The organism is Tritonibacter mobilis F1926, from assembly GCF_000376545.2.
Lineage (GTDB): Bacteria > Pseudomonadota > Alphaproteobacteria > Rhodobacterales > Rhodobacteraceae > Epibacterium > Epibacterium mobile.
The window spans coordinates 2,132,426-2,155,453 of the sequence record NZ_CP015230.1; the positions used below are offsets into that span (position 1 = coordinate 2,132,426).

General features: G+C 58.8%; 19 protein-coding genes. 8 read left to right on the top strand and 11 right to left on the bottom strand.

Going from position 1 to position 23,028, the window contains the following annotated elements:
- Positions 1 to 77: 77 nt before the first annotated feature.
- From K529_RS10150 to K529_RS10170, 5 genes are all read left to right on the top strand, one after another.
- Positions 78 to 677, top strand: coding sequence for a methyltransferase family protein (locus K529_RS10150; protein WP_005614509.1), 600 nt, complete (start codon positions 78 to 80; stop codon positions 675 to 677).
- Positions 678 to 965: 288 nt separating this feature from the next.
- Positions 966 to 1,952, top strand: coding sequence for a cobaltochelatase subunit CobS (cobS, locus tag K529_RS10155; RefSeq protein ID WP_005614510.1), 987 nt, complete (start codon positions 966 to 968; stop codon positions 1,950 to 1,952).
- Between the two features lie 155 nt (positions 1,953 to 2,107).
- Positions 2,108 to 3,985 carry a cobaltochelatase subunit CobT gene (cobT, locus tag K529_RS10160; protein ID WP_046002629.1) on the top strand — a complete coding sequence of 626 codons (1,878 nt, stop codon included), beginning with the start codon at positions 2,108 to 2,110 and terminating at the stop codon, positions 3,983 to 3,985.
- A 406-nt stretch (positions 3,986 to 4,391) separates the two neighbouring features.
- Positions 4,392 to 6,176, top strand: coding sequence for an aminopeptidase P family protein (locus K529_RS10165; protein ID WP_005632414.1), 1,785 nt, complete (start codon positions 4,392 to 4,394; stop codon positions 6,174 to 6,176).
- A 61-nt stretch (positions 6,177 to 6,237) separates the two neighbouring features.
- Positions 6,238 to 6,579, top strand: coding sequence for a DUF427 domain-containing protein (locus K529_RS10170; protein ID WP_005632411.1), 342 nt, complete (start codon positions 6,238 to 6,240; stop codon positions 6,577 to 6,579).
- Between the two features lie 44 nt (positions 6,580 to 6,623).
- On the opposite strand, the gene K529_RS23470 is transcribed toward K529_RS10170, so the two are convergent.
- Positions 6,624 to 6,785: a hypothetical protein gene (locus tag K529_RS23470; protein ID WP_157859743.1), complete on the bottom strand. Its 162-nt coding sequence runs from the start codon at positions 6,783 to 6,785 to the stop codon at positions 6,624 to 6,626.
- 380 nt (positions 6,786 to 7,165) lie between these two features.
- Between K529_RS23470 and K529_RS10175 the strand changes: the two genes are divergently transcribed.
- Positions 7,166 to 8,092, top strand: coding sequence for a LysR family transcriptional regulator (locus K529_RS10175; protein ID WP_005632409.1), 927 nt, complete (start codon positions 7,166 to 7,168; stop codon positions 8,090 to 8,092).
- Positions 8,093 to 8,187: 95 nt separating this feature from the next.
- Here the strand turns inward: K529_RS10175 and K529_RS10180 are convergent, their stop codons facing one another.
- Both K529_RS10180 and mce read right to left on the bottom strand, forming a co-directional pair.
- The gene (locus K529_RS10180; protein WP_005632406.1) at positions 8,188 to 8,463 is read right to left on the bottom strand and encodes a DUF1467 family protein; all 276 of its coding nucleotides are present in this window, start codon (positions 8,461 to 8,463) and stop codon (positions 8,188 to 8,190) included.
- A gap of 69 nt (positions 8,464 to 8,532) precedes the next feature.
- Positions 8,533 to 8,937 (bottom strand): methylmalonyl-CoA epimerase, encoded by a 405-nt coding sequence (gene mce / locus K529_RS23040; protein ID WP_005632403.1) that lies wholly within the window; start codon positions 8,935 to 8,937, stop codon positions 8,533 to 8,535.
- A 185-nt stretch (positions 8,938 to 9,122) separates the two neighbouring features.
- On the opposite strand from mce, the gene K529_RS10190 reads away from it, so the two are divergent.
- On the top strand, positions 9,123 to 9,842 hold the full coding sequence (locus K529_RS10190) for a response regulator (RefSeq protein WP_005632401.1): 720 nt from the start codon (positions 9,123 to 9,125) through the stop codon (positions 9,840 to 9,842).
- 126 nt (positions 9,843 to 9,968) lie between these two features.
- Here K529_RS10190 and K529_RS10195 read toward each other — a convergent pair whose 3' ends face one another.
- The 5 genes from K529_RS10195 to K529_RS10210 all read right to left on the bottom strand — a co-directional run bounded on the left by K529_RS10195 (position 9,969) and on the right by K529_RS10210 (position 14,306).
- Complete coding sequence (locus K529_RS10195) at positions 9,969 to 10,178, bottom strand: thioredoxin domain-containing protein (RefSeq protein WP_065327215.1); 210 nt, start codon at positions 10,176 to 10,178, stop codon at positions 9,969 to 9,971.
- A 12-nt stretch (positions 10,179 to 10,190) separates the two neighbouring features.
- Positions 10,191 to 10,274 (bottom strand): hypothetical protein, encoded by an 84-nt coding sequence (locus K529_RS24025; RefSeq protein WP_407701384.1) that lies wholly within the window; start codon positions 10,272 to 10,274, stop codon positions 10,191 to 10,193.
- Between the two features lie 174 nt (positions 10,275 to 10,448).
- A complete protein-coding gene (gene aspS / locus K529_RS10200) occupies positions 10,449 to 12,233 on the bottom strand; it encodes an aspartate--tRNA ligase (protein WP_005632395.1) in 1,785 nt (594 codons plus the stop codon).
- 343 nt (positions 12,234 to 12,576) lie between these two features.
- A complete protein-coding gene (locus tag K529_RS10205) occupies positions 12,577 to 13,224 on the bottom strand; it encodes an aminotransferase class IV family protein (RefSeq protein ID WP_046002628.1) in 648 nt (215 codons plus the stop codon).
- Positions 13,179 to 14,306 (bottom strand): aminodeoxychorismate synthase component I, encoded by a 1,128-nt coding sequence (locus K529_RS10210; RefSeq protein ID WP_046002627.1) that lies wholly within the window; start codon positions 14,304 to 14,306, stop codon positions 13,179 to 13,181. The genes K529_RS10205 and K529_RS10210 overlap by 46 nt, the downstream gene beginning before the upstream one ends.
- A gap of 212 nt (positions 14,307 to 14,518) precedes the next feature.
- Here K529_RS10210 and carB point away from each other — a divergent pair, with 212 nt between their 5' ends.
- The gene (carB, locus tag K529_RS10215) at positions 14,519 to 17,881 is read left to right on the top strand and encodes a carbamoyl-phosphate synthase large subunit (RefSeq protein WP_005616477.1); all 3,363 of its coding nucleotides are present in this window, start codon (positions 14,519 to 14,521) and stop codon (positions 17,879 to 17,881) included.
- Between the two features lie 519 nt (positions 17,882 to 18,400).
- On the opposite strand, the gene K529_RS10220 is transcribed toward carB, so the two are convergent.
- The 3 genes from K529_RS10220 to K529_RS10230 are packed head-to-tail and all read right to left on the bottom strand — an operon-like array spanning position 18,401 to position 23,006.
- On the bottom strand, positions 18,401 to 21,454 hold the full coding sequence (locus K529_RS10220) for an efflux RND transporter permease subunit (protein WP_005616480.1): 3,054 nt from the start codon (positions 21,452 to 21,454) through the stop codon (positions 18,401 to 18,403).
- Positions 21,455 to 21,465: 11 nt separating this feature from the next.
- Positions 21,466 to 22,527: an efflux RND transporter periplasmic adaptor subunit gene (locus tag K529_RS10225; protein WP_005616483.1), complete on the bottom strand. Its 1,062-nt coding sequence runs from the start codon at positions 22,525 to 22,527 to the stop codon at positions 21,466 to 21,468.
- Positions 22,524 to 23,006 (bottom strand): MarR family winged helix-turn-helix transcriptional regulator, encoded by a 483-nt coding sequence (locus tag K529_RS10230; RefSeq protein WP_005616486.1) that lies wholly within the window; start codon positions 23,004 to 23,006, stop codon positions 22,524 to 22,526. The genes K529_RS10225 and K529_RS10230 overlap by 4 nt, the downstream gene beginning before the upstream one ends.
- Positions 23,007 to 23,028 lie beyond the last annotated feature (22 nt).

Here is a 23,028-nt window from a genome sequence, read left to right on the forward strand (position 1 = left end):
CGATGCGTCATCCGAGGTATCGCCCGGATCGTCAGTCACAAAGTCCACGACCTCCGCACAAAGGATCCGAAGACGCCATGTACGACCTTCTCCTGACTTTTCATGACATCGCATTGCTGGTGGCCATTCTCTCCGCGGTCTCATTGGCTGCGCATCTGGGACTAAGCCTGAAACGTCCCGATCTTGGCCTGTGGCCTGCGGCCGAGGGCTGGCGGCATCATCTGGCCTTTGGCCTCTTTCGGGTTTTCTGCGGGGCGACCGTGGTCTTTGCTCTTGCCGAAATTGGCGTGAACGGCTGGGGGCATTGGGCGCGCTACGTTGTCGGCGTGCCCCTCATGGTGATGGCCTTTGGTATTACGCTTTGGGGCTACCGCTTCCTCGGGATCGACAACACTTATTGCGACAGCAGCGGGCTCGTCACCGGCGGGATGTATGAATATTCCCGCAACCCGCAGTATGTGACATCCGTACTGGCCACGGTTGGCCTTGGTATCACGACGGGATCTTGGATCACCGTCGCCCTCGCCCTCGTCCTTTTCGCGCTCTATTTCCTGTTCGTATTGAACGAGGAACGCTGGCTGCTGAAAGGTTACGGTCAGGCCTTCGCCGATTACATGCGCACTACCCCGCGTTTTGTGGACGAGCGCAGCCTGGAGCGTCTGCGCGCCGCACTTTGACCCTCGCCAAGCGCTGCTCTCTGTCTCTATTCAGGACGGCTCCCTTCCACGGGAGTCGTCTGGCGTTTGTCCGTCCATCAAGGCGAGCATTATGCCGGCATTTTTTGACGCTATCGGCGGCGCAAGACACCTTCGGCGTATCAACACAACGGTTTCCCTTGCCCTCATCGGCATCTTCAGGCACCAATCCTGCGATTACGTGATAACGCATCCCAAGATTGACCGACGGGCCACCTGACAGACGCCAATTGCCCGCGCCCGAGACTGACAAGACAAGGACTGACATCTATGACCGACGGCCTGCTGGATATGAACGCAAAACCGACTGAGACGATTTCGGTTCGTGAGGTCTTTGGCATCGACACCGACATGACGGTGAAGGGCTTTGCTGAAGGCACCGACCGCGTTCCTGCGTTGGACCCCACCTATAAGTTCGACCCTGACACCACGATGGCGATCCTTGCAGGTTTTAGCCACAACCGTCGGGTCATGATCCAAGGCTACCACGGCACGGGGAAATCCACCCACATCGAACAGGTCGCCGCGCGCCTGAACTGGCCTTCGGTGCGTGTGAACCTCGACAGCCACATCTCCCGGATCGATCTGATCGGTAAGGACGCGATCAAGCTGCGCGATGGCAAGCAGGTCACCGAGTTCCACGAAGGCATCCTGCCTTGGGCGCTGCGCAATCCGGTTGCGATCGTATTCGACGAATATGACGCGGGCCGCGCCGACGTGATGTTCGTGATCCAGCGCGTGCTGGAACATGACGGCAAGCTGACACTGCTCGATCAGAACGAGATTATCACCCCGAACCCGTTCTTCCGCCTGTTTGCAACCGCCAATACCGTAGGTCTTGGCGACACCACTGGCCTCTATCACGGCACCCAGCAGATCAACCAGGCTCAGATGGACCGCTGGTCGTTGGTGGCGACGCTGAACTATCTGCGTCACGATGCGGAAACCGCTATCGTGCTGTCCAAGGCCCCGCATTACAACACCGAGAAAGGCCGCAAGCAGATCGCCCAGATGGTGACCGTCGCGGACCTCACGCGCACCGCCTTTATGAACGGCGACTTGTCGACCGTGATGAGCCCGCGGACCGTAATCAACTGGGCCCAGAACGCCGAGATCTTCCGCGACATCGGCTATGCCTTCCGCCTGTCCTTCCTCAACAAATGCGACGAACTGGAGCGCCAGACGGTGGCAGAGTTCTACCAGCGCTGCTTTGACGAGGAACTGCCGGAGAGTGCTGCAAACGTAAGCCTCGGCTAAGGAGCGGGGGTCGGACGGCTCCGCCGTCCGACCGGTGCCGAGGCCCCCTCGACGGGGGCCTCGGCACCCCGCCCCGGCGGGGCGGGACCAGTCATTGTTCAAAAGACTGGACAGCGCCGCGCAAAGGACGAATGCTTGCCTAGGAGCACCGGTTCATGACCAAACCCTCAGATAACCCCGCAGATCCGTTCAAGAAGGCGCTGGCCGAGGCCACCAAGGTCATGGCCAACGATACCGAACTGACGGTGAACTACTCGGTCGACCCCTCTGGAATGAGCGGCGACACCATGCGCCTGCCGCAGGTCTCGCGCCGGATGACCCGCGAGGAGGTGCTGCTGGCCCGCGGCACCGCCGACGCACTTGCCCTGCGTCGCAAGTACCACGACGAAGGCGTCGCCAGCCGCTATGCGCCATCAGGCGATATGGCGCGCGAGCTTTATGATGCGATGGAAAGTGCGCGGTGCGAGGCAATGGGCGCGCGCGACATGCCCGGCACAGCCTCCAATATCGACGTCAAAATCCAGAACGAAGCACTGCGGCGTGGCTACGATCAGGTAACATCCGCATCCGAGGCCCCCTTGGCGGTCTCTGCCGGCTACCTGATCCGCCACCTTGCTACTGGACGTCCCCTGCCCGAAGCCGCCGCCAATGTAATGGAACTATGGCGCGGGTTTATCGAGGCGCAAGCCGGTGAAACGCTGGAAAACCTGGACGAGTCCATTTCCGATCAGGCAGCATTCGCGAAATTCGCCCGTCGGGTGATTTCCGATCTCGGTTATGGCGACCAGCTCGGCGATGACCCAGATGACCTCGATGACGAGATGAACGACGAATCCGAGGAAACGGCTGAGGAAGAGGAACAGCCCGACAGCTCAGGTCAGGACGACAGCGACGAAGAAGAGGCCGACGCCTCTCCCGAGCAGGCACAGGAACAACAGCAGGACGAAAGTCAGGCGCAGGTTTCTGCCGACGATATGGCCGAGGAAGAAGTCACGGATGAAACCGAGATGCCGGATGGTGAGGCACCGCTCGAGCCGCCCGCGCCGCAGCCGGTATCAGATGCGGACCCCGATTACCGCGTCTTTCTCGATACTCATGACGAGGAGATCGCGGCCGAAGATCTGGCCGAACCGCAGGAACTGGAGCGCTTGCGCGCTTATCTTGATCAGCAGTTGGAGCCCCTGAAAGGTGCGGTGTCGCGCCTCGCCAACAAGCTGCAGCGCCGTCTGCAGGCACAACAGAACCGTTCTTGGGAGTTCGACAAAGAAGAAGGCGTGCTGGATGCGGGCCGACTGGCACGGGTCGTGGCCAACCCCACAACGCCTCTGTCCTTCAAGGTCGAGAAAGATACCGAATTCCGCGATACTGTGGTGACGCTGCTCTTGGATAACTCCGGCTCGATGCGCGGTCGCCCGATCTCCATCGCTGCCATCTGTGCAGATGTTCTGGCCCGCACGCTGGAACGCTGCAACGTCAAGGTGGAGATCCTCGGCTTCACCACCCGCGCGTGGAAAGGCGGGCTGTCGCGTGAGGCTTGGCTCAATGATGGACGCCCACAGCTGCCCGGTCGCTTGAACGACCTGCGTCACATTATCTACAAGAGCGCAGATGCGCCCTGGCGCCGGGTGCGACCAAACCTAGGCCTGATGATGAAAGAGGGTCTTTTGAAGGAAAACATCGACGGCGAAGCGCTGGAATGGGCACACCGTCGCATGGTCGGACGACCAGAGGCGCGCAAGATCCTGATGGTAATCTCTGACGGTGCCCCGGTGGACGACTCGACGCTGTCGGTGAACCCTGCGAACTATCTCGAAAAACACCTGCGTGATGTGATTGCGATGGTGGAGAAGAAAAAGCAGGTCGAACTGCTGGCGATCGGCATCGGCCATGACGTGACCCGCTATTACGACCGCGCGGTGACCATTACCGATGTGGAGCAATTGGCGGGCGCGATGACCGAGCAGCTCGCCGCGCTCTTTGACAGCGACCCCCGTGCCCGCGCCCGTGTCATGGGGATGCGTCGGGCGAGCTAATGACTTTCGCCTGCGGCGGGCAGCGGAAAGCTCCCGCCCCTTATGACTGCATCAAAGATGCCGCCAGAAGCGTTGGGCCCGGCCGCGCGCCTGACGGCGCGCGGCACTCCGCTACCGCCCTTTTGTTCCAATAGAGCTGTTCTTGACGCGACCGCGCCGCGCCTTTCCAAAGGGAAGGCGCGGCGCTTGGCCCAACGAATGCCACTGCCCTACATGGGGCAGTGGCATTGGGCGGGAGCTTTTCGCTGTTGCCTTTGAGATCTTTCCGCAGCCGGGCTTGTTTGCAGGTCTGTGATCTGTAACAAAACAACTCCCGGTCGCACCGCACCGTAACTCAGCTTCAATTTGTCCGATTGCCACACTCTGGGTGCATGCCGGATATTACCACCACATTCAGGAGAGAGAGATGTTTCAGACCTTCGATGTTACAGCACGCCCGGAACAGGGCCTGGATCGTCTCGCCGCATTGCGCTCCCAGCTTGAGAATGAAGGTCTGGACGGGTTTCTGATCCCCCGCGCCGACGCGCATCAGGGCGAATACGTGGCACCGCATGATGAGCGGCTCTCTTGGCTCACAGGATTTACCGGATCGGCGGGGTTCTGCGCTGCGCTACACAGCGTCGCTGGCGTCTTTATTGATGGGCGTTATCGCACGCAGGTCAAAAGTCAGGTTGCAGACGTATATACGCCCGTACCTTGGCCCGATGTGACACTTGGTGATTGGCTGGTGGAACAGCTGCCTCAGGGCGGAACCATCGCCTATGATCCGTGGCTCCACTCAGTGCGTGAAATTCGCGAATTGAATGCGCGGCTAAAGTCTTCGCAGGTTTCTCTCATCGAAAGTGACAATCTGGTAGATCGGATTTGGTCTGATCAGCCCGCGCCCCCCATGCAGCCCGCCATCGCACACCCGGAAGAATACGCCGGAGAAAGCGCGCAATCGAAAGCCCAGCGTCTTGCCGATGGGCTTCGCAAGGGTGGGCAGTCTGCAGCCGTCATCACCTTGCCTGACAGTATTATGTGGCTGTTGAATATTCGCGGATCGGACATTCCGCGCAATCCCGTCGCCCATGGGTTTGCCATTTTGTATGACGATGCGCGTGTGGATCTGTTCATGGCGACACAAAAGCTGGCTGGACTGGATCTCGGCGCGCATGTGACATGCCATGCACCTGAACATTTCCTCGACGCTGTCCAAACCCTCGATGGTCAAGTGGCAGTGGATGAGCGCAGCCTGCCACAAGCTGTCGCCAACGTCTTGGGCGAGAAGATCGCCTCTGTCGGTGATCCATGCGCCCTGCCCAAAGCACGAAAGAACACCGCCGAGATCAAAGGCAGTGCCGCGGCGCATGTGCGCGATGGCGCAGCCGTGGTCGAAACCCTTGCATGGCTTGACGCCCAAGCCCCCGGAACGCTCACCGAGATCGATGTTGTGAAAACGCTCGAGGGATTCCGCTCTGCTGATCCTGCATTGCGTGATATCAGTTTTGAAACCATTTCCGGCACCGGTCCCAATGGGGCCATCATGCATTACCGCGTGACAGAGGAAACCAATGCCATCCTGGAAGATGGCCATTTGCTCGTGCTCGACAGTGGCGGTCAGTATCTGGACGGAACCACCGACATCACCCGCACCATCGCAATCGGCACGCCGGGGCATGAGGAATCGCAGGCTTTCACCCGCGTGCTGCAGGGCATGATTGCTATCTCCAGACTGCGTTGGCCCGAGGGGCGTTCTGGACGTGAGCTTGAAGCGATTGGCCGCTTGCCCTTGTGGATGGCAGGTCAGGACTTCAACCACGGTCTAGGTCACGGGGTCGGTGCGTTTTTGAGCGTCCACGAAGGCCCGCAGGGGCTTTCGCGTTTGAATACTGTGCCACTTGAACCCGGCATGATCCTCTCCAACGAGCCGGGGTATTACCGCGAGGGGGCCTTTGGCATTCGAATTGAGAATCTGGTGGTCGTTGAGGAGGCTCCGGCCCTTGACAGCGCCGACGCAGACCGCAAGATGCTCGCGTGGCGCACGCTGACGTTTGCGCCCATCGACCGCCGTTTGGTGGTGCCCGAGATGCTGTCCCCGGGCGAGCGCGACTGGCTCAACAGCTATCACGCAGAGGTAAACCGCATGATCGCACCGCGCGTCAGCGCAGCTGCGGCTAAGTGGTTGGACGCGGCCTGTGCGCCGCTCTGATACTCGACTGTTACATTGACCGGGCAGAAGCCTTACCAAAGCTAGAAGGAGGGGGAACCCGATGACCAAGATCACGATCCAAAAAGCGACAGGCCGGTGGGTCGTCCGTTCAGGTGGCGCCATATTGGGCGAAACCGAGAATGCACTGGAACTGATCGAAGGCGACTTGCCTGCGGTCATTTATTTCCCCCGAGAAGACGTCGCCATGGCGTTCCTCGACAAATCGGAGAAAACCAGCCACTGCCCCCATAAGGGGGATGCCACCTATTACTCCATCGTCAATAAATCCTCGACCGATGAAGATGCTGTCTGGAGCTATGAGGCGCCCCTGGCGACGGCTTCAGAAATCAAGGGACATCTGGCGTTTCTGCCCCTTCCCTCGGTCAAGGTCGAGCAGATCTGATCCGCCTTCGGCAACACACGTTTGCCGGGCAATATGATCTGATATCACATCAACAGTTTATCATTAAAATTGACAAAGCCGGGCTGATTGGCAGTCCGGCTTTTTTGCAACAGTTTTCCACTTTCTTGTTTCACGCAAGCAGCGGTTTCCATTTTTTTGAAGAAATCACCCAATTCGAGGATGCGCCAATTAACAGTCTGCCGCATCGGTCAGACTTTCGCAGGTTGGAAAACGGGGTACATTCGCAGAGATCCTGCGCTATGCCGTCAACACCACTTCACTCAGGCTGCGGCGCAGATCATCAGCGCTACCTCGATTAGGAGATTCCTGAGAATTACATGTCGTTTCAACGACATAGTTGATGAGAGCTGTCAGCGCTGCCCGCTCGTTTTCCTGCTCATTTTTTGTCCCTAAGGACCCGATCTCACTCGGATCGCCTGCCCAAGCATGCATTATTTTCTTCCACCCGATGCCTGCTATTGTTAATCTTTTAGTAGTAATAAGTGCCCGGATTAACCTTTGTTATCAAGTCCTAAATGCTGGTGGCCACATGCATAGAATTGACATCTCTCAAATCAGTGGGAGGGTGTTGCGCGTTTTCCTGACGGTTTATGACGAGAAATCCGTCAGCCGTGCCGCCGATGTGCTGAACAGCAGTCAATCGACCATTAGCCACAACATTGAGAAACTACGTGGACTACTGGGGGATGCACTCTTTGTTCAATCAGGACGTGGGATCGTTCCCAGTGCACGCGCGGATGCCCTCGCACCCAAAGTCCGCCGCATTCTCATCGAAATGGAAGGGCTTGCGGATCAGGGGATCTATGATCCGATCACCGATCCTGATCCATTCATCATCGCGCTCAGTTCCAGCGTTTTGGACGGTGAACTACAGACAATTTACACGGCGCTCAGGGCAAGCCTTCCGCAAAAACACCTCATATTCCGAGACCTCGGCAAACAGACCCAAATCGAACCCCTCTTGGAAACGAGGCAGGTGGATGTCGTTTTGACATTGCGGCCGCGATCTTACTCCAACACCCTGTGTCACATGGCGCTATCGCAGGATACTATGCGGGTATTCTATGATCCCAAAGTACGTGGCCCGGTCGAGAGCATTGCCGATTACTGTTCTGCCTCGCATGCGACCGTGGCGTTTGGACAGGGCCGTAAGAGCGTGTTGCAGACCGAACTAGAGGCGCTGGCCATACATCGCCGGATTATCTTGGGGGTTCCAAACCTCTGGATGCTGATCCGGCTGCTGCAGGGAACCGATATGCTGGCCAGCCTGCCCGCGCGCGCCGCCCGCAATACCGAAGGCATTCTGGCCTCTTCCCCCTTTCCTGTTGAACTGCCGCCGAACCAATACGATCTGGTGTGGCATCGCCGGTTCTCAAATTCCGCACGGTTGCAATGGTTGCTTATGACGATTGAAACCGCGCTATCCCACCGTGGGCAAAGTCAACCTGATGAGGCCGGGCATGATACGCTGCGAATGCTCTGGAATGAATAACCCCGCGCGAGTCAGCACTCAGCGCGGGGCAAACACATCAAAACAGAAGGTCGGAACGCAGCTCAGAGACTTCGGGGCATTCCAGCCTTGAATGCTCAGGGGCGCTGCGGCAACCGACCAAACCAGTCAAAGTCGCTGACACTGACCGCCCCTGTCAAAATGACTCCGGCGATGACCGCCCAGATCACGGCAGCTGCACCGGTGGTGATCCATGCCTTCTGCTTCAGATAGTGGCGCTCAGGTGCCCCGGCATGAGTGCCCGGCACAATCTCTCCCGCATCCCCCTGCGTCTGCAGCCGGATCGGGATGACCACCAAAAAGGTCATGAACCAGATGACCGCATAGAGCACGATACCAGACGTGATACCCATGAGACGCTCCTTTCAAAAGGCTGAGGCATGCAGAGGGGCGTGATCGCGCTCTCTGCGGTGCATCTAGCGTCAAACCTGTTCGAGTTCCACCAGGCAGCCGTTGAAATCTTTGGGATGCAGGAAAAGAACCGGCTTACCATGGGCACCGATTTTCGGCTCTCCCGCTCCCAGAACGCGGGCTCCTTGTGCTTTGAGGTGGTCGCGCGCTGCAAGGATGTCTTCGACCTCGTAGCAAATGTGGTGAATTCCGCCAGCTGGATTTTTGTCAAGGAACCCTTGGATCGGAGACCCCTCCCCCAGTGGATAGAGCAGTTCTATCTTGGTGTTGGGCAACTCGATGAACACCACCGTCACACCATGGTCCGGTTCATCTTGGGGGGCACCGACATTTGCGCCGAGCGCATCTCGATACTGAGCCATAGCAGCCTCCAGATCCGGTACAGCGATGGCGACATGGTTTAAACGTCCGATCATGGCAGGCATCCTTGGTTTTGAAACGATATGTCTGCGTAAAGATCAAAACCGCATGTTTCTTGCAAGCCCACACGCACACGCCACGGTTGAAACTGACCGCGTCCAGACGTCACGTCGCCGCCTATTAAGAACTTGTTAGCCCAGAATCCATAGCGTTGAGGGCATGTAATCAGTGAGGTCAGGACATGGACGATTCGGATCTTTTTGCTTCCGCAGCCCGACTTGGGAGTGGACGCCGCCCGCTTCTGGGTTTGACGATCCTAGTAGTAGAAGACAGCCGCTATGCTTGTGAGGCAATGCGTTTGCTGTGTTTGCGCAGTGGCGCGCGCATCCGTCGGGCCGATAGCCTGAAGTCAGCGCGCAAACACCTGCAGGTCTATCGCCCGTCTGTCGTCATTATTGACCTCGGCCTTCCCGATGGCTCCGGCGCTGAATTGATCGAGGCGCTCTCGACAGCTTCGCCGCGCGTTGCGGTCATCCTTGGCACCTCTGGCGATGAGAACGCCGAGAGAGCCACGATGCAGGCAGGGGCCGATGGATTTTTGCCAAAACCGATCCTGTCTCTCGCCGCATTTCAGAATGCGATCCTCAGCAATATGCCTCCCGAGCGCCAGCCGATTGGGCCGCGCCCGGTCACCGATGAGGCGGTAGAGCCTGATATGCTCGCGTTTCGTGATGATATGGCGCATGCCGCAGAGGTTCTGGACGAGGCCAAGGACGAACGCACGCTGGACTATCTGGCGCAATTCCTCGGTGGTGTCGCCCGCAGCGTCGGAGATACGCCACTGGCCACAGCTGCAACCCGTCTGGCGGAAACCCGGAAATCCGGCGGACCGCTGGCAGTTGAAACTGCTATGATTGCCGACCTCGTACAAGAGCGGCTTCATCGCAAGATCGCGATCTAACATGCTACAATCGTTGCTGATCGCATCACTGACCCTGATCATCGTACTCGGGCTTCAATCCCGCCTGATCCCGAGCCGAACGGATGCGAGCAAGCCCCGGACCGCCCGTCGTCGGTTCGGGCTTCGTTAGAGCCGGATCTCTAGTGCTCGCTGCAATAGATCAATCAGCGGGTCCGGGTTTTCTACCGGCAAAAAATAGCGGTTGTCACTGCGTCCGGAATTGAGCGCCCCCTGCAATACGCCCTCGGGCGAGAGGATCATTGAGCGCGGAACATAGTCACCATCCGGTGCCTCGGCTTGACTGATCTCCGGTTCCTGATCGCGGTCAACCAACACGAATATGCGTTTTTAAGAGAGCGCCTCGACGCGGCGCTCAAAGAAAACGGAACGAAATGCCCGACATGTCGGGCACCAAGTTGCGTGCACCAGCATATAAATCGGCTTGCCTTCGACCTGCGCTCGCTCCAGCCCCTCAGCATAGCTATCCCAAGAAATGCCGCCTGTATTGAAAGACGCAGCCCTGGCATCTGCGTAAACGCGCGCTGGCCAAAGAAAAAGGGGCCGCCAAACTGGCAGCCCCCATCATAATCTATCGACGCCTCAGCATCAGTCGTCCTGCGGGATCACGCGCAGGCCCAATTCCATCAGCTGCTCTGACATGGGCTCGCTTGGGGCTGCCATCATCAGATCTTCGGCGCGTTGGTTCATCGGGAACATGATGACCTCGCGGATGTTGGCCTCATCCGCCAGAAGCATCACCATCCGGTCAATACCGGCTGCACAGCCGCCATGCGGCGGGGCGCCATACTGAAACGCGTTGACCATACCGCCAAAGCGCTTTTCGACCTCTTCCTTGCCGTATCCTGCAATTTCGAACGCTTTGAACATGATCTCCGGCTTGTGGTTCCGGATCGCACCAGAAACCAGTTCATAGCCGTTGCAGGCGAGGTCATACTGGTTGCCATGCACGTCCAGCGGATCACCATTGAGCACATCCATACCGCCCTGCGGCATGGAGAAGGGGTTGTGCTCAAAGTCGATCTTGCCGGTCTCTTCGTCTTTTTCATAAATCGGGAAATCCACGATCCAGGCAAAGGCAAAGCGGTCTTTGTCAGTGAGGTTCAGCTCTTCACCAATCACGTTGCGCGCCCGGCCAGCGACCGCCTCGAACGTCTTCGGCTTGCCGCCAAGGAAGAAGGCCGCATCGCCAACGCCCAGCCCCAGCTGCTGGCGGATCGCCTCGGTGCGTTCGGGGCCGATGTTTTTCGCAAGCGGACCGGCAGCTTCCATTTCGCCGTCTTTCTCACGCCAGAAGATATAGCCCATGCCGGGCAGACCCTCTTTCTGCGCAAAGGCGTTCATGCGGTCACAGAACTTGCGGCTGCCACCGGTGGGCGCGGGAATGGCGCGGATTTCGGTGCCTTCTTGCTCCAAGAGCTTAGCAAAGATCGCAAAACCAGAGCCTGCGAAATGCTCAGAGACCACCTGCATCTTGATCGGGTTGCGCAGGTCCGGCTTGTCCGAACCATACCACAGGGCCGCGTCTTTGTAGGAGATCTGCGGCCATTCATTGGCTGCGTCCACCTTGCGGCCCTGACCGAACTCCTCAAACACGCCTGCAATCACTGGCGCGATGGTGTCGAACACATCCTGCTGGGTGACAAAGGACATTTCCATGTCGAGCTGGTAAAAATCGGTGGGCGAGCGGTCGGCACGCGGGTCTTCGTCGCGGAAACAGGGCGCGATCTGGAAATACTTGTCAAAGCCCGAGACCATCATCAACTGTTTGAACTGCTGCGGTGCCTGCGGCAGCGCGTAGAACTTGCCCGGATGAAGACGCGACGGCACGAGAAAGTCGCGCGCGCCTTCAGGGCTGGATGCGGTGATGATCGGTGTCTGGTATTCGTTGAACCCCTGATCCCACATCCGGTTGCGGATCGAGCGGATCATGTTGGAGCGCAGCACCATGTTACGCTGCATCTTCTCCCGGCGCAGGTCGAGGTAGCGGTAGCGCAGGCGGGTTTCTTCCGGGTATTCCTGCTCGCCAAAGACCATCAGCGGCAGCTCTTCGGATTTGCCCAGAACTTCGATGTCACGGATGAACACTTCGATCTCACCGGTCGGGATCTTGGCGTTCACAAGGCTCTCGTCACGCGCCTTTACCTCACCGTCGATGCGGATACACCATTCGGAGCGGACCTTTTCGATCTCGGCAAACACGGGGCTGTCGGGATCGGCCATGACTTGCGTGACGCCATAGTGGTCGCGCAGGTCGATGAACAACAGGCCGCCGTGATCTCGGACACGGTGGACCCAGCCGGAGAGGCGAACGGTTTCGCCCACGTGAGATTTGTTCAGTTCGGCGCAGGTATGGCTGCGAAATGCGTGCATGGATCTGGTCTCTTTCGGTCTGCGGCGGGGGCACGCGTGCATGTGCCGGGCCCAAGCAAAATTCAACCTTCCGTACACAAGGTTCCCGCCCAGTTGTCAAGCAACGTGGGCGATTTGATGCGCTTTCGCGGCCGTTCGCCGTAGAATGCCAGCGCATAACAAGCACGGGGGCACTCCCGCCCGTCGCGGAGCGCATTAGAAAATGCCTCCGCTCCCGTTGGGCCCGGCGCGGGTCCCCACGGGGACCCGCGGTGGCAGCGCGCCCCAACAGGGGTGCGCTGCCACGCCCAAGGCCGCAAGGGTCCTGCTGGGCAGGGCACGCCGAGGGTGCGGGAGCCTTCTTCTATTTCTCAATCAAAACGGCGGGAATTTCGCCGCGCAGCGCGTTAACAAGATGGACTGACTTCGCATCCCTCAGGTCTGCAACCGTTAGGACAGCTTCTCGTACGTGGCCCGCGTCAATCAAGCTCTGGCGATACACTCCGGGCAAGCCCCCCGAGGACAGTGGTGGCGTCACTCGCGGGCCTTTTTCAAGTGTCACGACAATATTGGTGATTGTACCTTCACAGATTTCACCGCGTTCGTTGCAAAACACCAGCTCATCAATCCCTGCGGGCAAAGCGTGCCTTGCACGGTCATAAACCCCACGCCGTGTTGTCTTGTGGCGCAGAAACGGATCTCCGGAACATAGTGACGCATCCGCTATTGCAAATCGCCACCTATCGGCAGGCGCGGGCATCGCTGTCGTCGTCAGCTCAAACCGCCCGTCCGGGGCAAGGGTCAATCGACAGCGCAGCGGGACAGCAGCGGACAGGCCAGCCACCCGGCCGCGTGCCTGTGATCGGTCGAAATCGATCCCAAATACCTCTGCACTGCGCGCCATGCGTGCCAGATGCAATTCAAACCGCGCCACGCCCAGCTTTGGCACAAAAGCAAAAGTCTCGATCAGGCGGAAATCGGGGTCGTCACTTGCGCGAAACGGGCTTTCCACAATGCTTCCTCATATTCCGAGCTGGCAGTGCTGTCCCACACCAACCCGCCGCCTACGTTGAACGTGGCCGCATCGCCCTCCAGCATCATGGTGCGGATGGCCACGTTAAATTCCGACCGCCCGTCCGGCGCAGCCCAGCCGATGGAGCCACAATAGATATCGCGCGCCCATGGCTCCAGCTCGTGCAGCACCTCCATCGCACGGATCTTTGGCGCTCCGGTGATAGAACCGCAGGGATAAAGCGCTGCGAATATATCGGCCAAACCGACCCCGGCCTTTAGCCGTGCCCGCACCAGTGACACCATCTGATGCACGGTGGCGTAGCTTTCTACTGCAAAGAGTTCAGGCACATGTACTGAACCGGTTTCCGCGATCCGGCTAATGTCGTTGCGCAGGAGATCAACGATCATCAGGTTCTCGGCGCGGTTTTTTTCATCCATCTGAAGGAACGCGCGGCGGCGGGCGTCCTCCACTGGGTCCTGACTGCGCGGTTGTGTGCCTTTCATGGGCCGCGTTTCAATTACGCCATCAGGGGATGTGCGAAAAAACAGCTCCGGGCTGCGCGACAGGATCGTTGGCAGACCGTCTTGCGTGATGAGCGCCCCGTATCCCACTGGTTGACGCTCTGCGAGGGCAGCATAGAGCGCCTCCGCCCCGCCCCACACCTTCGCATCAATCGGAAAGGTCAGGTTGGCCTGATAAATATCGCCTGCGCCGATATAGGCTTTCACGGTATCAAAGGCCTGCCTATAGCGCGCCGCACTCCAGCGCGCTGTGCTTTCCCCAACCCCAGCATCGCCGGCCCAAAGCGGAACATCAGCCTGCACCGGCGCGCGGTAGACCCCAAATTGCAAGAGCGGCAGACGCCGGTGCGTGGGAAGCTCATGCTCCAGTCGCGGCTCCAGCGCATAACCCAGCTCATATGATGCATACCCCGCGACCCAATGCCCCGCGCTTCGCGCGCGATCCAGCGCTGCCAGCGCCGGGCGCACCTCATGGGGTCGCTCCGCGCGGATCAATTCCAGCGGTGCCTCGAACTGCGTCGCAGCCCCAAATGGGCCATTGTCAAAGCGGATTTGCACCGTCAGGGTCTCCGTGAGCAGTCAATGTCTCCCTTGCCCCCGCATATAGCGGTTTGGCCGCCACACGAAAGGCCCGAAAACGGCAATTTGCACCGCAACGCCGATCCCCCTTGCACCTTTCGTCTCGCTGCCTATAACGCAGGACAATTTGGGCGCTGCCCGCGCCTGATTCAGACTGCCACGCCGTAATTTCTGTCAAAAGGACGCCCGCCATGCCGAAGAGAACCGATATCAAGTCGATCATGATCATTGGCGCCGGGCCCATCGTCATCGGCCAGGCCTGCGAATTCGACTATTCCGGCGCACAAGCCTGTAAAGCGCTGCGCGAAGAAGGTTACCGCGTTATCCTCGTGAACTCCAACCCGGCAACGATCATGACCGACCCGGGCCTTGCGGATGCCACCTATATCGAACCGATCACCCCCGAGGTAGTCGCCAAGATCATTGAGAAGGAACGCCCCGACGCGCTCTTGCCGACCATGGGCGGGCAAACCGGCCTCAACACCTCGCTCGCGCTTGAGGAAATGGGTGTGCTGGAGAAATACAACGTCGAGATGATCGGCGCCAAGCGCGAGGCTATCGAGATGGCCGAAGACCGCAAGCTGTTCCGCGAAGCGATGGACCGCCTCGGCCTTGAAAACCCTCGGGCCACCATCGTCACCGCTCCGAAAAAAGACAACGGCAGTGCGGATCTTGAGGCCGGGGTGCAGATCGCGCTCGAGGCACTTGAGGATATCGGCCTGCCCGCGATCATCCGCCCGGCCTTCACCCTCGGCGGCACCGGTGGCGGTGTGGCGTACAACCGAGAGGACTACATCCATTACTGCCGCTCTGGCATGGATGCCTCACCGGTGAACCAAATCCTCGTCGATGAGAGCCTTTTGGGCTGGAAAGAATACGAAATGGAAGTGGTCCGCGACAAAGCGGATAACGCCATTATCGTCTGCTCGATTGAGAACGTCGACCCGATGGGCGTGCACACTGGCGACTCGATCACCGTTGCGCCCGCGCTGACCTTGACCGACAAGGAATACCAGATCATGCGTACCGCATCGATTGCGGTTCTGCGCGAGATCGGCGTCGAGACTGGTGGTTCCAACGTGCAATGGGCCGTGAACCCCGATGATGGCCGCATGGTCGTGATCGAGATGAACCCGCGTGTGTCCCGTTCTTCGGCACTGGCCTCCAAAGCCACCGGCTTTCCGATTGCCAAAATCGCCGCGAAACTCGCGGTGGGCTACACGCTCGACGAGCTCGACAACGACATCACCAAAGTGACGCCTGCGTCCTTTGAGCCGACCATCGACTATGTGGTCACCAAGATCCCGAAATTCGCCTTCGAGAAATTCCCCGGTTCCGAGCCTTATCTGACCACCGCAATGAAATCCGTGGGCGAGGCCATGGCGATTGGCCGCACCATCCACGAATCGATGCAAAAAGCGCTCGCCTCGATGGAATCGGGCCTCACCGGCTTTGACGAAGTCGATATTCCCGGTGTGCATGCCGGTCTCTGGGAAAGCGTTGGCGCCGACGACAAGGCAGCCGTCATCAAGGCCATCAGCCAGCAGACACCGGACCGGCTGCGCACCATCGCGCAAGCCATGCGTCACGGTCTGTCGGATGCCGAAATTCAGGGCGTCACCAAATTTGACCCTTGGTTCCTCGCCCGCATCCGCGAGATTATCGACGCCGAGCGTGAAGTTCGCAAAAACGGCCTGCCGATGCGCGAAGACAAGCTGCGCGCCCTCAAGATGCTCGGCTTCTCCGACGCCCGCCTCGGCGCGCTCACCGGTCGTGACGAGGACAACGTCCGCCGGGCCCGTCACAACCTTGGCGTCAAGGCGGTGTTCAAACGCATCGACACCTGCGCCGCCGAATTCGAGGCGCAAACACCCTATATGTACTCCACCTATGAGAGCCCGATGATGGGGGAGGTGGAATGCGAGGCGCGCCCCTCAGATCGCAAAAAGGTCGTCATCCTTGGCGGTGGTCCGAACCGGATCGGTCAGGGCATCGAATTTGATTATTGCTGCTGTCATGCATGTTTCGCGCTTACGGATGCGGGCTATGAGACCATCATGGTCAACTGTAACCCGGAGACCGTCTCGACCGACTATGACACCTCGGATCGCCTGTACTTTGAGCCCCTGACGATGGAGCATGTGATGGAGATCCTGCGTGTCGAGCAGGAAAACGGCACGCTCCACGGCGTTATCGTCCAGTTCGGCGGCCAGACCCCGCTCAAACTCGCCAACGCGCTGGAGGCCGAAGGCATCCCGATCCTCGGCACCACACCGGACGCGATCGACCTTGCCGAAGACCGCGAGCGGTTCCAGGCACTGGTCAACGAACTGGGCCTGAAACAGCCCAAGAACGGCATCGCCTCCACCGATGAACAAGCGCTGAAAATCGCTGAGGAAATCGGCTTCCCGCTGGTGATCCGCCCCTCCTATGTGCTGGGTGGCCGTGCGATGGAAATCGTGCGCGATATGGATCAGTTGAAGCGCTACATCAAAGAGGCCGTGGTGGTCTCTGGCGACAGCCCGGTACTGCTGGACAGCTATCTGTCCGGTGCGGTGGAACTCGATGTGGATGCGATCTGTGATGGCACCGACGTGCATGTCGCTGGCATTATGCAACACATCGAAGAGGCTGGCGTTCACTCCGGCGATAGCGCCTGCTCCCTGCCGCCCTACTCCCTTGATAAGGACGTGATTGAACGCATCAAGGAGCAGAGCTTTGCGCTTGCCAAGGCGCTCAATGTGGTTGGCCTGATGAACGTGCAGTTCGCAATCAAGGACAATGAGATCTACCTCATCGAGGTGAACCCACGCGCGTCCCGGACTGTGCCTTTTGTCGCCAAAGCCACCGACAGCGCAATTGCATCCATCGCGGCCCGCGTGATGGCGGGAGAGCCGCTCTCAAACTTCCCGCAACGCGCCCCATACGAGCCGGATGCAGGGTATGATGTGAACACCCCCATGGCTGATCCGATGACGCTTGCCGATCCGGATATGCCTTGGTTCTCCGTCAAAGAGGCCGTGCTGCCCTTCGCCCGCTTCCCCGGCGTCGACACCATTCTGGGTCCAGAGATGCGCTCCACCGGCGAGGTCATGGGCTGGGATCGCAGCTTTGCGCGTGCCTTCCTCAAGGCTCAGATGGGGGCTGGCATGGTACTCCCCAGCAAAGGCCGCGCATTCATCTCGATCAAAGATCAGGATAAAACCGAGGTGATGCTCGACACCGCCCGTATCCTGATTGGTCAGGGGTTTGAACTGGTCGCAACTCGCGGCACCCAAGGCTGGCTTGCCGGTCACGGGGTCGAATGCGCCATTGTGAACAAGGTCTATGAGGGCCGTCCGCATGTGGTGGATATGCTCAAGGACGGTGGCATCCAACTGGTGCTGAACACGACCGAAGGGACGCAAGCCGTCGAAGACTCCAAACCGATGCGTGAAGTGGCGCTCTATGACAAGATCCCCTACTTCACAACTGCGGCTGGCGCTCATGCTGCAGCACGCGCCATTCAGGCGCAGGCTGAGGGTGAGGTCGAGGTAAAGAGCCTTCAGGGTTAAACACCAGAATGCGTGCCCACTGGCACTCTGTCGAAGAAGAAACGCCCTCGGTTTTCGGGGGCGTTTCTTTTTGATCTCTGCCCATCGGCTAAGAGCGGTCGGATCGCCATAGGCGATCCGATCCGGGCGGTTGCAGCGCAGGCCCATTCGGGCCTGCGCTGCAACCGCCACCCTCCAATCCTCTGCGTGATGTGGTGGAATGCGCTCTGGTCGCCCCAAATAGTTTCAGACAATTGGATCTGATATTTGCGCGCATCTAACGGCGCGCCCGTTGCGGCGACTCATCTGCGGCTGCACACTCATTCCTGCATAGAGCGGCCCAGAAGGGCAGCGGAAGATCATGTTCCCTCCGGTCATCATTTGCTCTCTCACCCCTCACAGATGGCCAACCTTTGATCTCCCCATAACGGAAAAGCCCCGTGGGTCAGGTCCACGGGGCTTTTCTTATTTTGAAGTCATGCCACTCTGAAAATGGCCGTGTCGGCCGCATCGCCCGCAAAACAGATAAGGGCGATTGTCTCAGGCTGCGGCAGCAGCTTTTTGTTCCTGCCGTTCTACCCCTTTGAAAAAGATCAGATAGAAGACAGGCGCGGCCACCAGCGTAAGGACGGTTGCAAACGCCAAACCGCCCATGATCGTGACAGCCATCGACACAAAGAATGCATCACTCATCAAAGGCGCCATGCCGAGGATGGTCGTGATCGCCGCCAGCATCACCGGGCGCAGACGCGACACAGAGGCCTTCACAATGCTCTCACGCAGCGGCAGCCCCTCTTCGCGCCGAACAATGTCGATCTCCTCCACCAGGACAATACCGTTCTTGATCAGCATACCCGACAGGCTGAGAAGCCCCAGAAGTGCCGTGAACGTAAAGGGCAACCCGGTGCCCAAAAGGCCAAGAACCACACCGTTGACGCTCATCGGGACCAACAGCCAGATAATGATCGGCTGACGGATCGCGTTGAACAACAGCACCGAGATCAGCACCATAATCAACAGCGACAAAGGCAGTTGCTTGCCGAGGCTTTCATTGGCCTCGGAGGAGTTTTCATGCTCCCCGCCCCATTCCATCTTGTAGCCCACCGGCACGTCAATGGCCTCAATCGCAGCCTGCACCTCATTGAAGGCCGTGGCCGCTGTCACATCTGGCAGGACGTCTGCCCCAACAGTGATCGTGTAGACCCGGTCGCGGCGATGCACGAGCGTGTTCTGCACCTCATAGGTGATCCCGTCGATCATCTGTTCAAGCGGGATCCAGCTGCCAGACGTTTCAGAGAAAACCACCTGGTTCATCACATTATAGGGGTCTTCAGGCGGCTGGCGCATGACGATTGGGATAAGCCGCTCGCGTTCGCGGAACACACCCGTCGTCACCCCATTGGTGGAAAACTGCAGCGCGTTGGCGATCGCCTCGCGGGTGATCCCCGCCGTTTGTGCCCGGTCCGTTGCATAAATCGGCTTTAGCACCAATTCCTGCTCGCGCCAGTCATGACGGATATCACGCGTGAGTGTGCTCTCGGTTTCAAGCACGGTCTTTGCTTCTTCCGCGAGTTTGCGCAGCACGGCCGGATCCGGCCCGGAGAACCGCACCTCAACAGGTGCGCCGCCACCGGGACCAAAGACCAGCCGTTCGGTGCGGAACTCCCCTTCCGGGAAATGCTCCTTACCCCAAGCCTCAAGTTCCGCCTGCAACGGCGGGATCTGCTCTAGGTTTTCGGTGCGGATAATCAAATGTCCGTAGCTCGGGTTCGCCTTTTCCGCGGCATAGGTCAGCAGGAAACGTGTTGCGCCCTGCCCCACGAATGTGGCTGTGGACACCACGTCATCGCGCGCAGCAAGCCAGTCCTCAACCTCCGCCATATGTGCCGACGTGGTTTCGATCGCGGTTCCCTGCGGGAGCTTGTAGTGCACGTAAAACAAGGGTGTATTGGAGTTCGGGAAGAACTGCTGTTTGATCAGAGCAAAGCCCATGAAACACATCACGGTTATGCCAACCAGACCAACCACCACGAGCCAACGCGCTTTTAGTGCCCCGCGCAACAGTGCCCCATAGCTGCGGAACAGGAAGCCACTGTAACTGTCCTGATCGTCGCCAGAGCCGCGTTTGAAGAAGTAGTGCCCCAGCAAAGGAGTCACCGTCAGCGCCAAGATCCAGCTCAACAGCAACGAGATGCCAATCACCGCAAAGAGGGAGAACATGAACTCACCCGTGGCATCCGGACTGAGGCCGATACCCGCAAAAGCCATGATGCCGATGACCGTCGCCCCCAGAAGCGGGATCTGCGTTTTGGATGCAGCCTCATGGGCAGCCTCGCGTGAGGATTTGCCTTTTTGCATAGAGATTTGCATGCCTTCGGCAACCACAATGGCATTGTCCACCAACATCCCCATGGCGATGATCAGCGCACCGAGCGAGATCCGTTCCATCTCGATCGAGAACAACGCCATGAAAAAGAGCGTCCCCACCACCGTCAAAAGCAGCGTTGAGCCAACCACAACAGCCGCACGCCACCCCATGAACAGAGCCAGCACCACGATGACAATCGCGACCGACATGGCAAGGTTCACAAGGAAGTCGTTCGAGGCTTTTTCAACCACGATATGCTGTTGATAAATCGGGTGCAGTTCGACGCCAAAAGGAATATCGCTGTCCAATTCGGCCAGCTTAGCGTCCACACGGTGACCAACATCAACGATGTTTTCATTGGCAACGCCCGACACACCAAGCGTGAACGCCTCGACACCGTTGAAACGGATCAGCTCGCTTGGATCAATCTCGCGCCCACGCCAAACGTTGGCGATGTCGATAATATTGATGGTTTCACCACCGACACCCACCGTGAGGCCCGCAATCTCCGAGACGGAATCTGACCCTTCCGGCGTCTGCAGGATCGTGTTCATCGACCCGGCCTTGATCTCACCTGCTGGCGTGACTGAGTTGGATGTCGCAATGGCATTGGCAATCGCGTTCACCGACACCCCGAGGTTCGTGGCAATCGGCATGTCAGGCTCGACATAGATCGTCTCGTTGCGCAATCCTGCGATGTCGACATCTGCTACGCCGTCGACGGTCAGAAGTTCCCGACGGAGATAAGTGGAGAGTTCGTATTTCTCCTTGTCGGAAAAGCCTTCCGCCGTCACAGCGTAGAAAATCCCAAACACGTCACCAAAGCTGTCGTTGACCAGTGGTTCACTGACCCCGTCCGGCAGCCCACGCGCGGCATCACGTACTTTGGCCCGCAGTTTCGTCCAGATTTGCGGCAGCTCAGAGCCGTCGTATGTGTCTTGCATTTCCACTTCGATGATCGACACGCCCGGCCGGTTCATCGATGTGATTTCTTTCACTTCCTCCATCTTCTGGATGGCGGATTCCAATGGTTCGGAGACTTCCAGCGCCACTTGTTCGGCGCTGGCGCCTGCATAGGTGGTCTGGATCACCGCCTGTTTGATGGTAAAGGCCGGGTCCTCCAGTCGACCCAGAGAGAGAAAACCCCAGATGCCCCCGAACAGGGCAAAGAGCATGATCAGCCACGTGTAGAGTGGCCGCTGAATAGATCCGCGTGCAATGTCCATGTTTCAGTGCCTCAGTTGCTGAAGCCGACAAAGCGACGTACGGCTTGCCCATCCTTGAGCGCAGCGCCCCCGGTCAGAACAACCTCATCACCGTCGTTTACACCCGATAGCACATCGAAGGTGCCAAACTGGTTGGGTTCGATTTCGACCTCGGTCCACGTGACCGCGCCCGCATCGGCACCTGTCGGGGTGAAAATCATAACCCCTGTCACACCCTCTGGTGTTGTCACGATGGCCGTCGCAGGCAAAGCAATGCGGTGCAGCCCTGTCATGACGCGCACACTCACGGTGGTCGACGCGCCCGGCAGAATATGGTGGTCTTCTGGCGGCTCCATCGAAAGGGTCACCCGGTAGGTTTGCCCCACCGCAGAGGCTTCTGCGACATATTCGAGGATCTCAAGCGGATACTCATTCTTGCTACCGGGAAAGGTCGCCACGATTTCAAAGGCATCGCTCTCATTGGCCTTTTGGAACAAAAGTTCGGGAACGTCGATTTCCACGTGCAACTCTGACATGTCATGAAGGCGTGCAATGGGGGTGCCTGCAGAAACGGTCGAGAATTGCGCAACCTCACGCCGCGCAACAAGCGCATCAAAAGGCGCATAGAGCGTGGCATGATCGAGATTGGTTTGCGCGGTGCGAAGCGCGACTTCGGCAAGGCCAGCCGCCGTTTCGGCGTCTTCAATCGCCACTTGGCTCACAGTGCCCGCAAGACGCGCGTTGCGCTCCTTGTTCCGATCTGCCTGCTGCTTGTTCAAAACCGCCTGCTCAAGCTGCAGTTTGAACGTCTCCAGATCAAGTTGCGAAATCAATCCGCCTTCTGGGATAACATCACCTTCGGTCACCGGCAGTTCCAGAACCTGGCCGCCCACCTGAAAGGCCAGATCGACCGTTTCTTTCGCTGCGACCTGACCAAAGAACCGCCGCTCCAGTGGGGCTGATCCCCCATCGGCGGTCATCAATTTGACCGGTTTTAGCAGTTCCTTGGCTAGCGTTTCATCCTGCGCCTGCGCTGCCAGTGGCCCCGCAAGAACCACCCCAAGCATCACTGCCCGGATAGATAACATTGTCATGTCTGATCTCCTTCACAGGGTCCCACAGCGCCCGACTGAACGGCCTTATTGTGAATTTTTTGTGCGAGCCGGGCGAGGATTTCCGCTTCATCCCGCGTCAGGCCCGATGTTTCGTAAAATATCCCGGATGCCGCATCGACCAATTGCTCTCGACGCTTGCGCCCCTCATTCGTCAGTTCCAACAACCATGCTCTGCCATCACCGGGGTCCCTCACCCGGTGGATCAGACCTAGTTGCTCCAGCACAGCCGCAGCTGCTGTCATTGCAGACGGCGTCTTGCGCGTCAGCCGTGCCAGTTCCCCCATGCGGCGAGGCCGCGCGAGGATAAGCAGCAACTGGTGCTCAGAGCGCCCCAGCTGCCCCTCAAGACAGACATCATTCAGACGTTGCTCCAACTGCCAGTGCAGTGCAAAGACCCCCATCATGGCCTGCACTTCCGGCGTGTAAAGTTCCCAAATATCTGAATGTTCAGTGGTCATATCTCGACTCCTGCACGCCAAA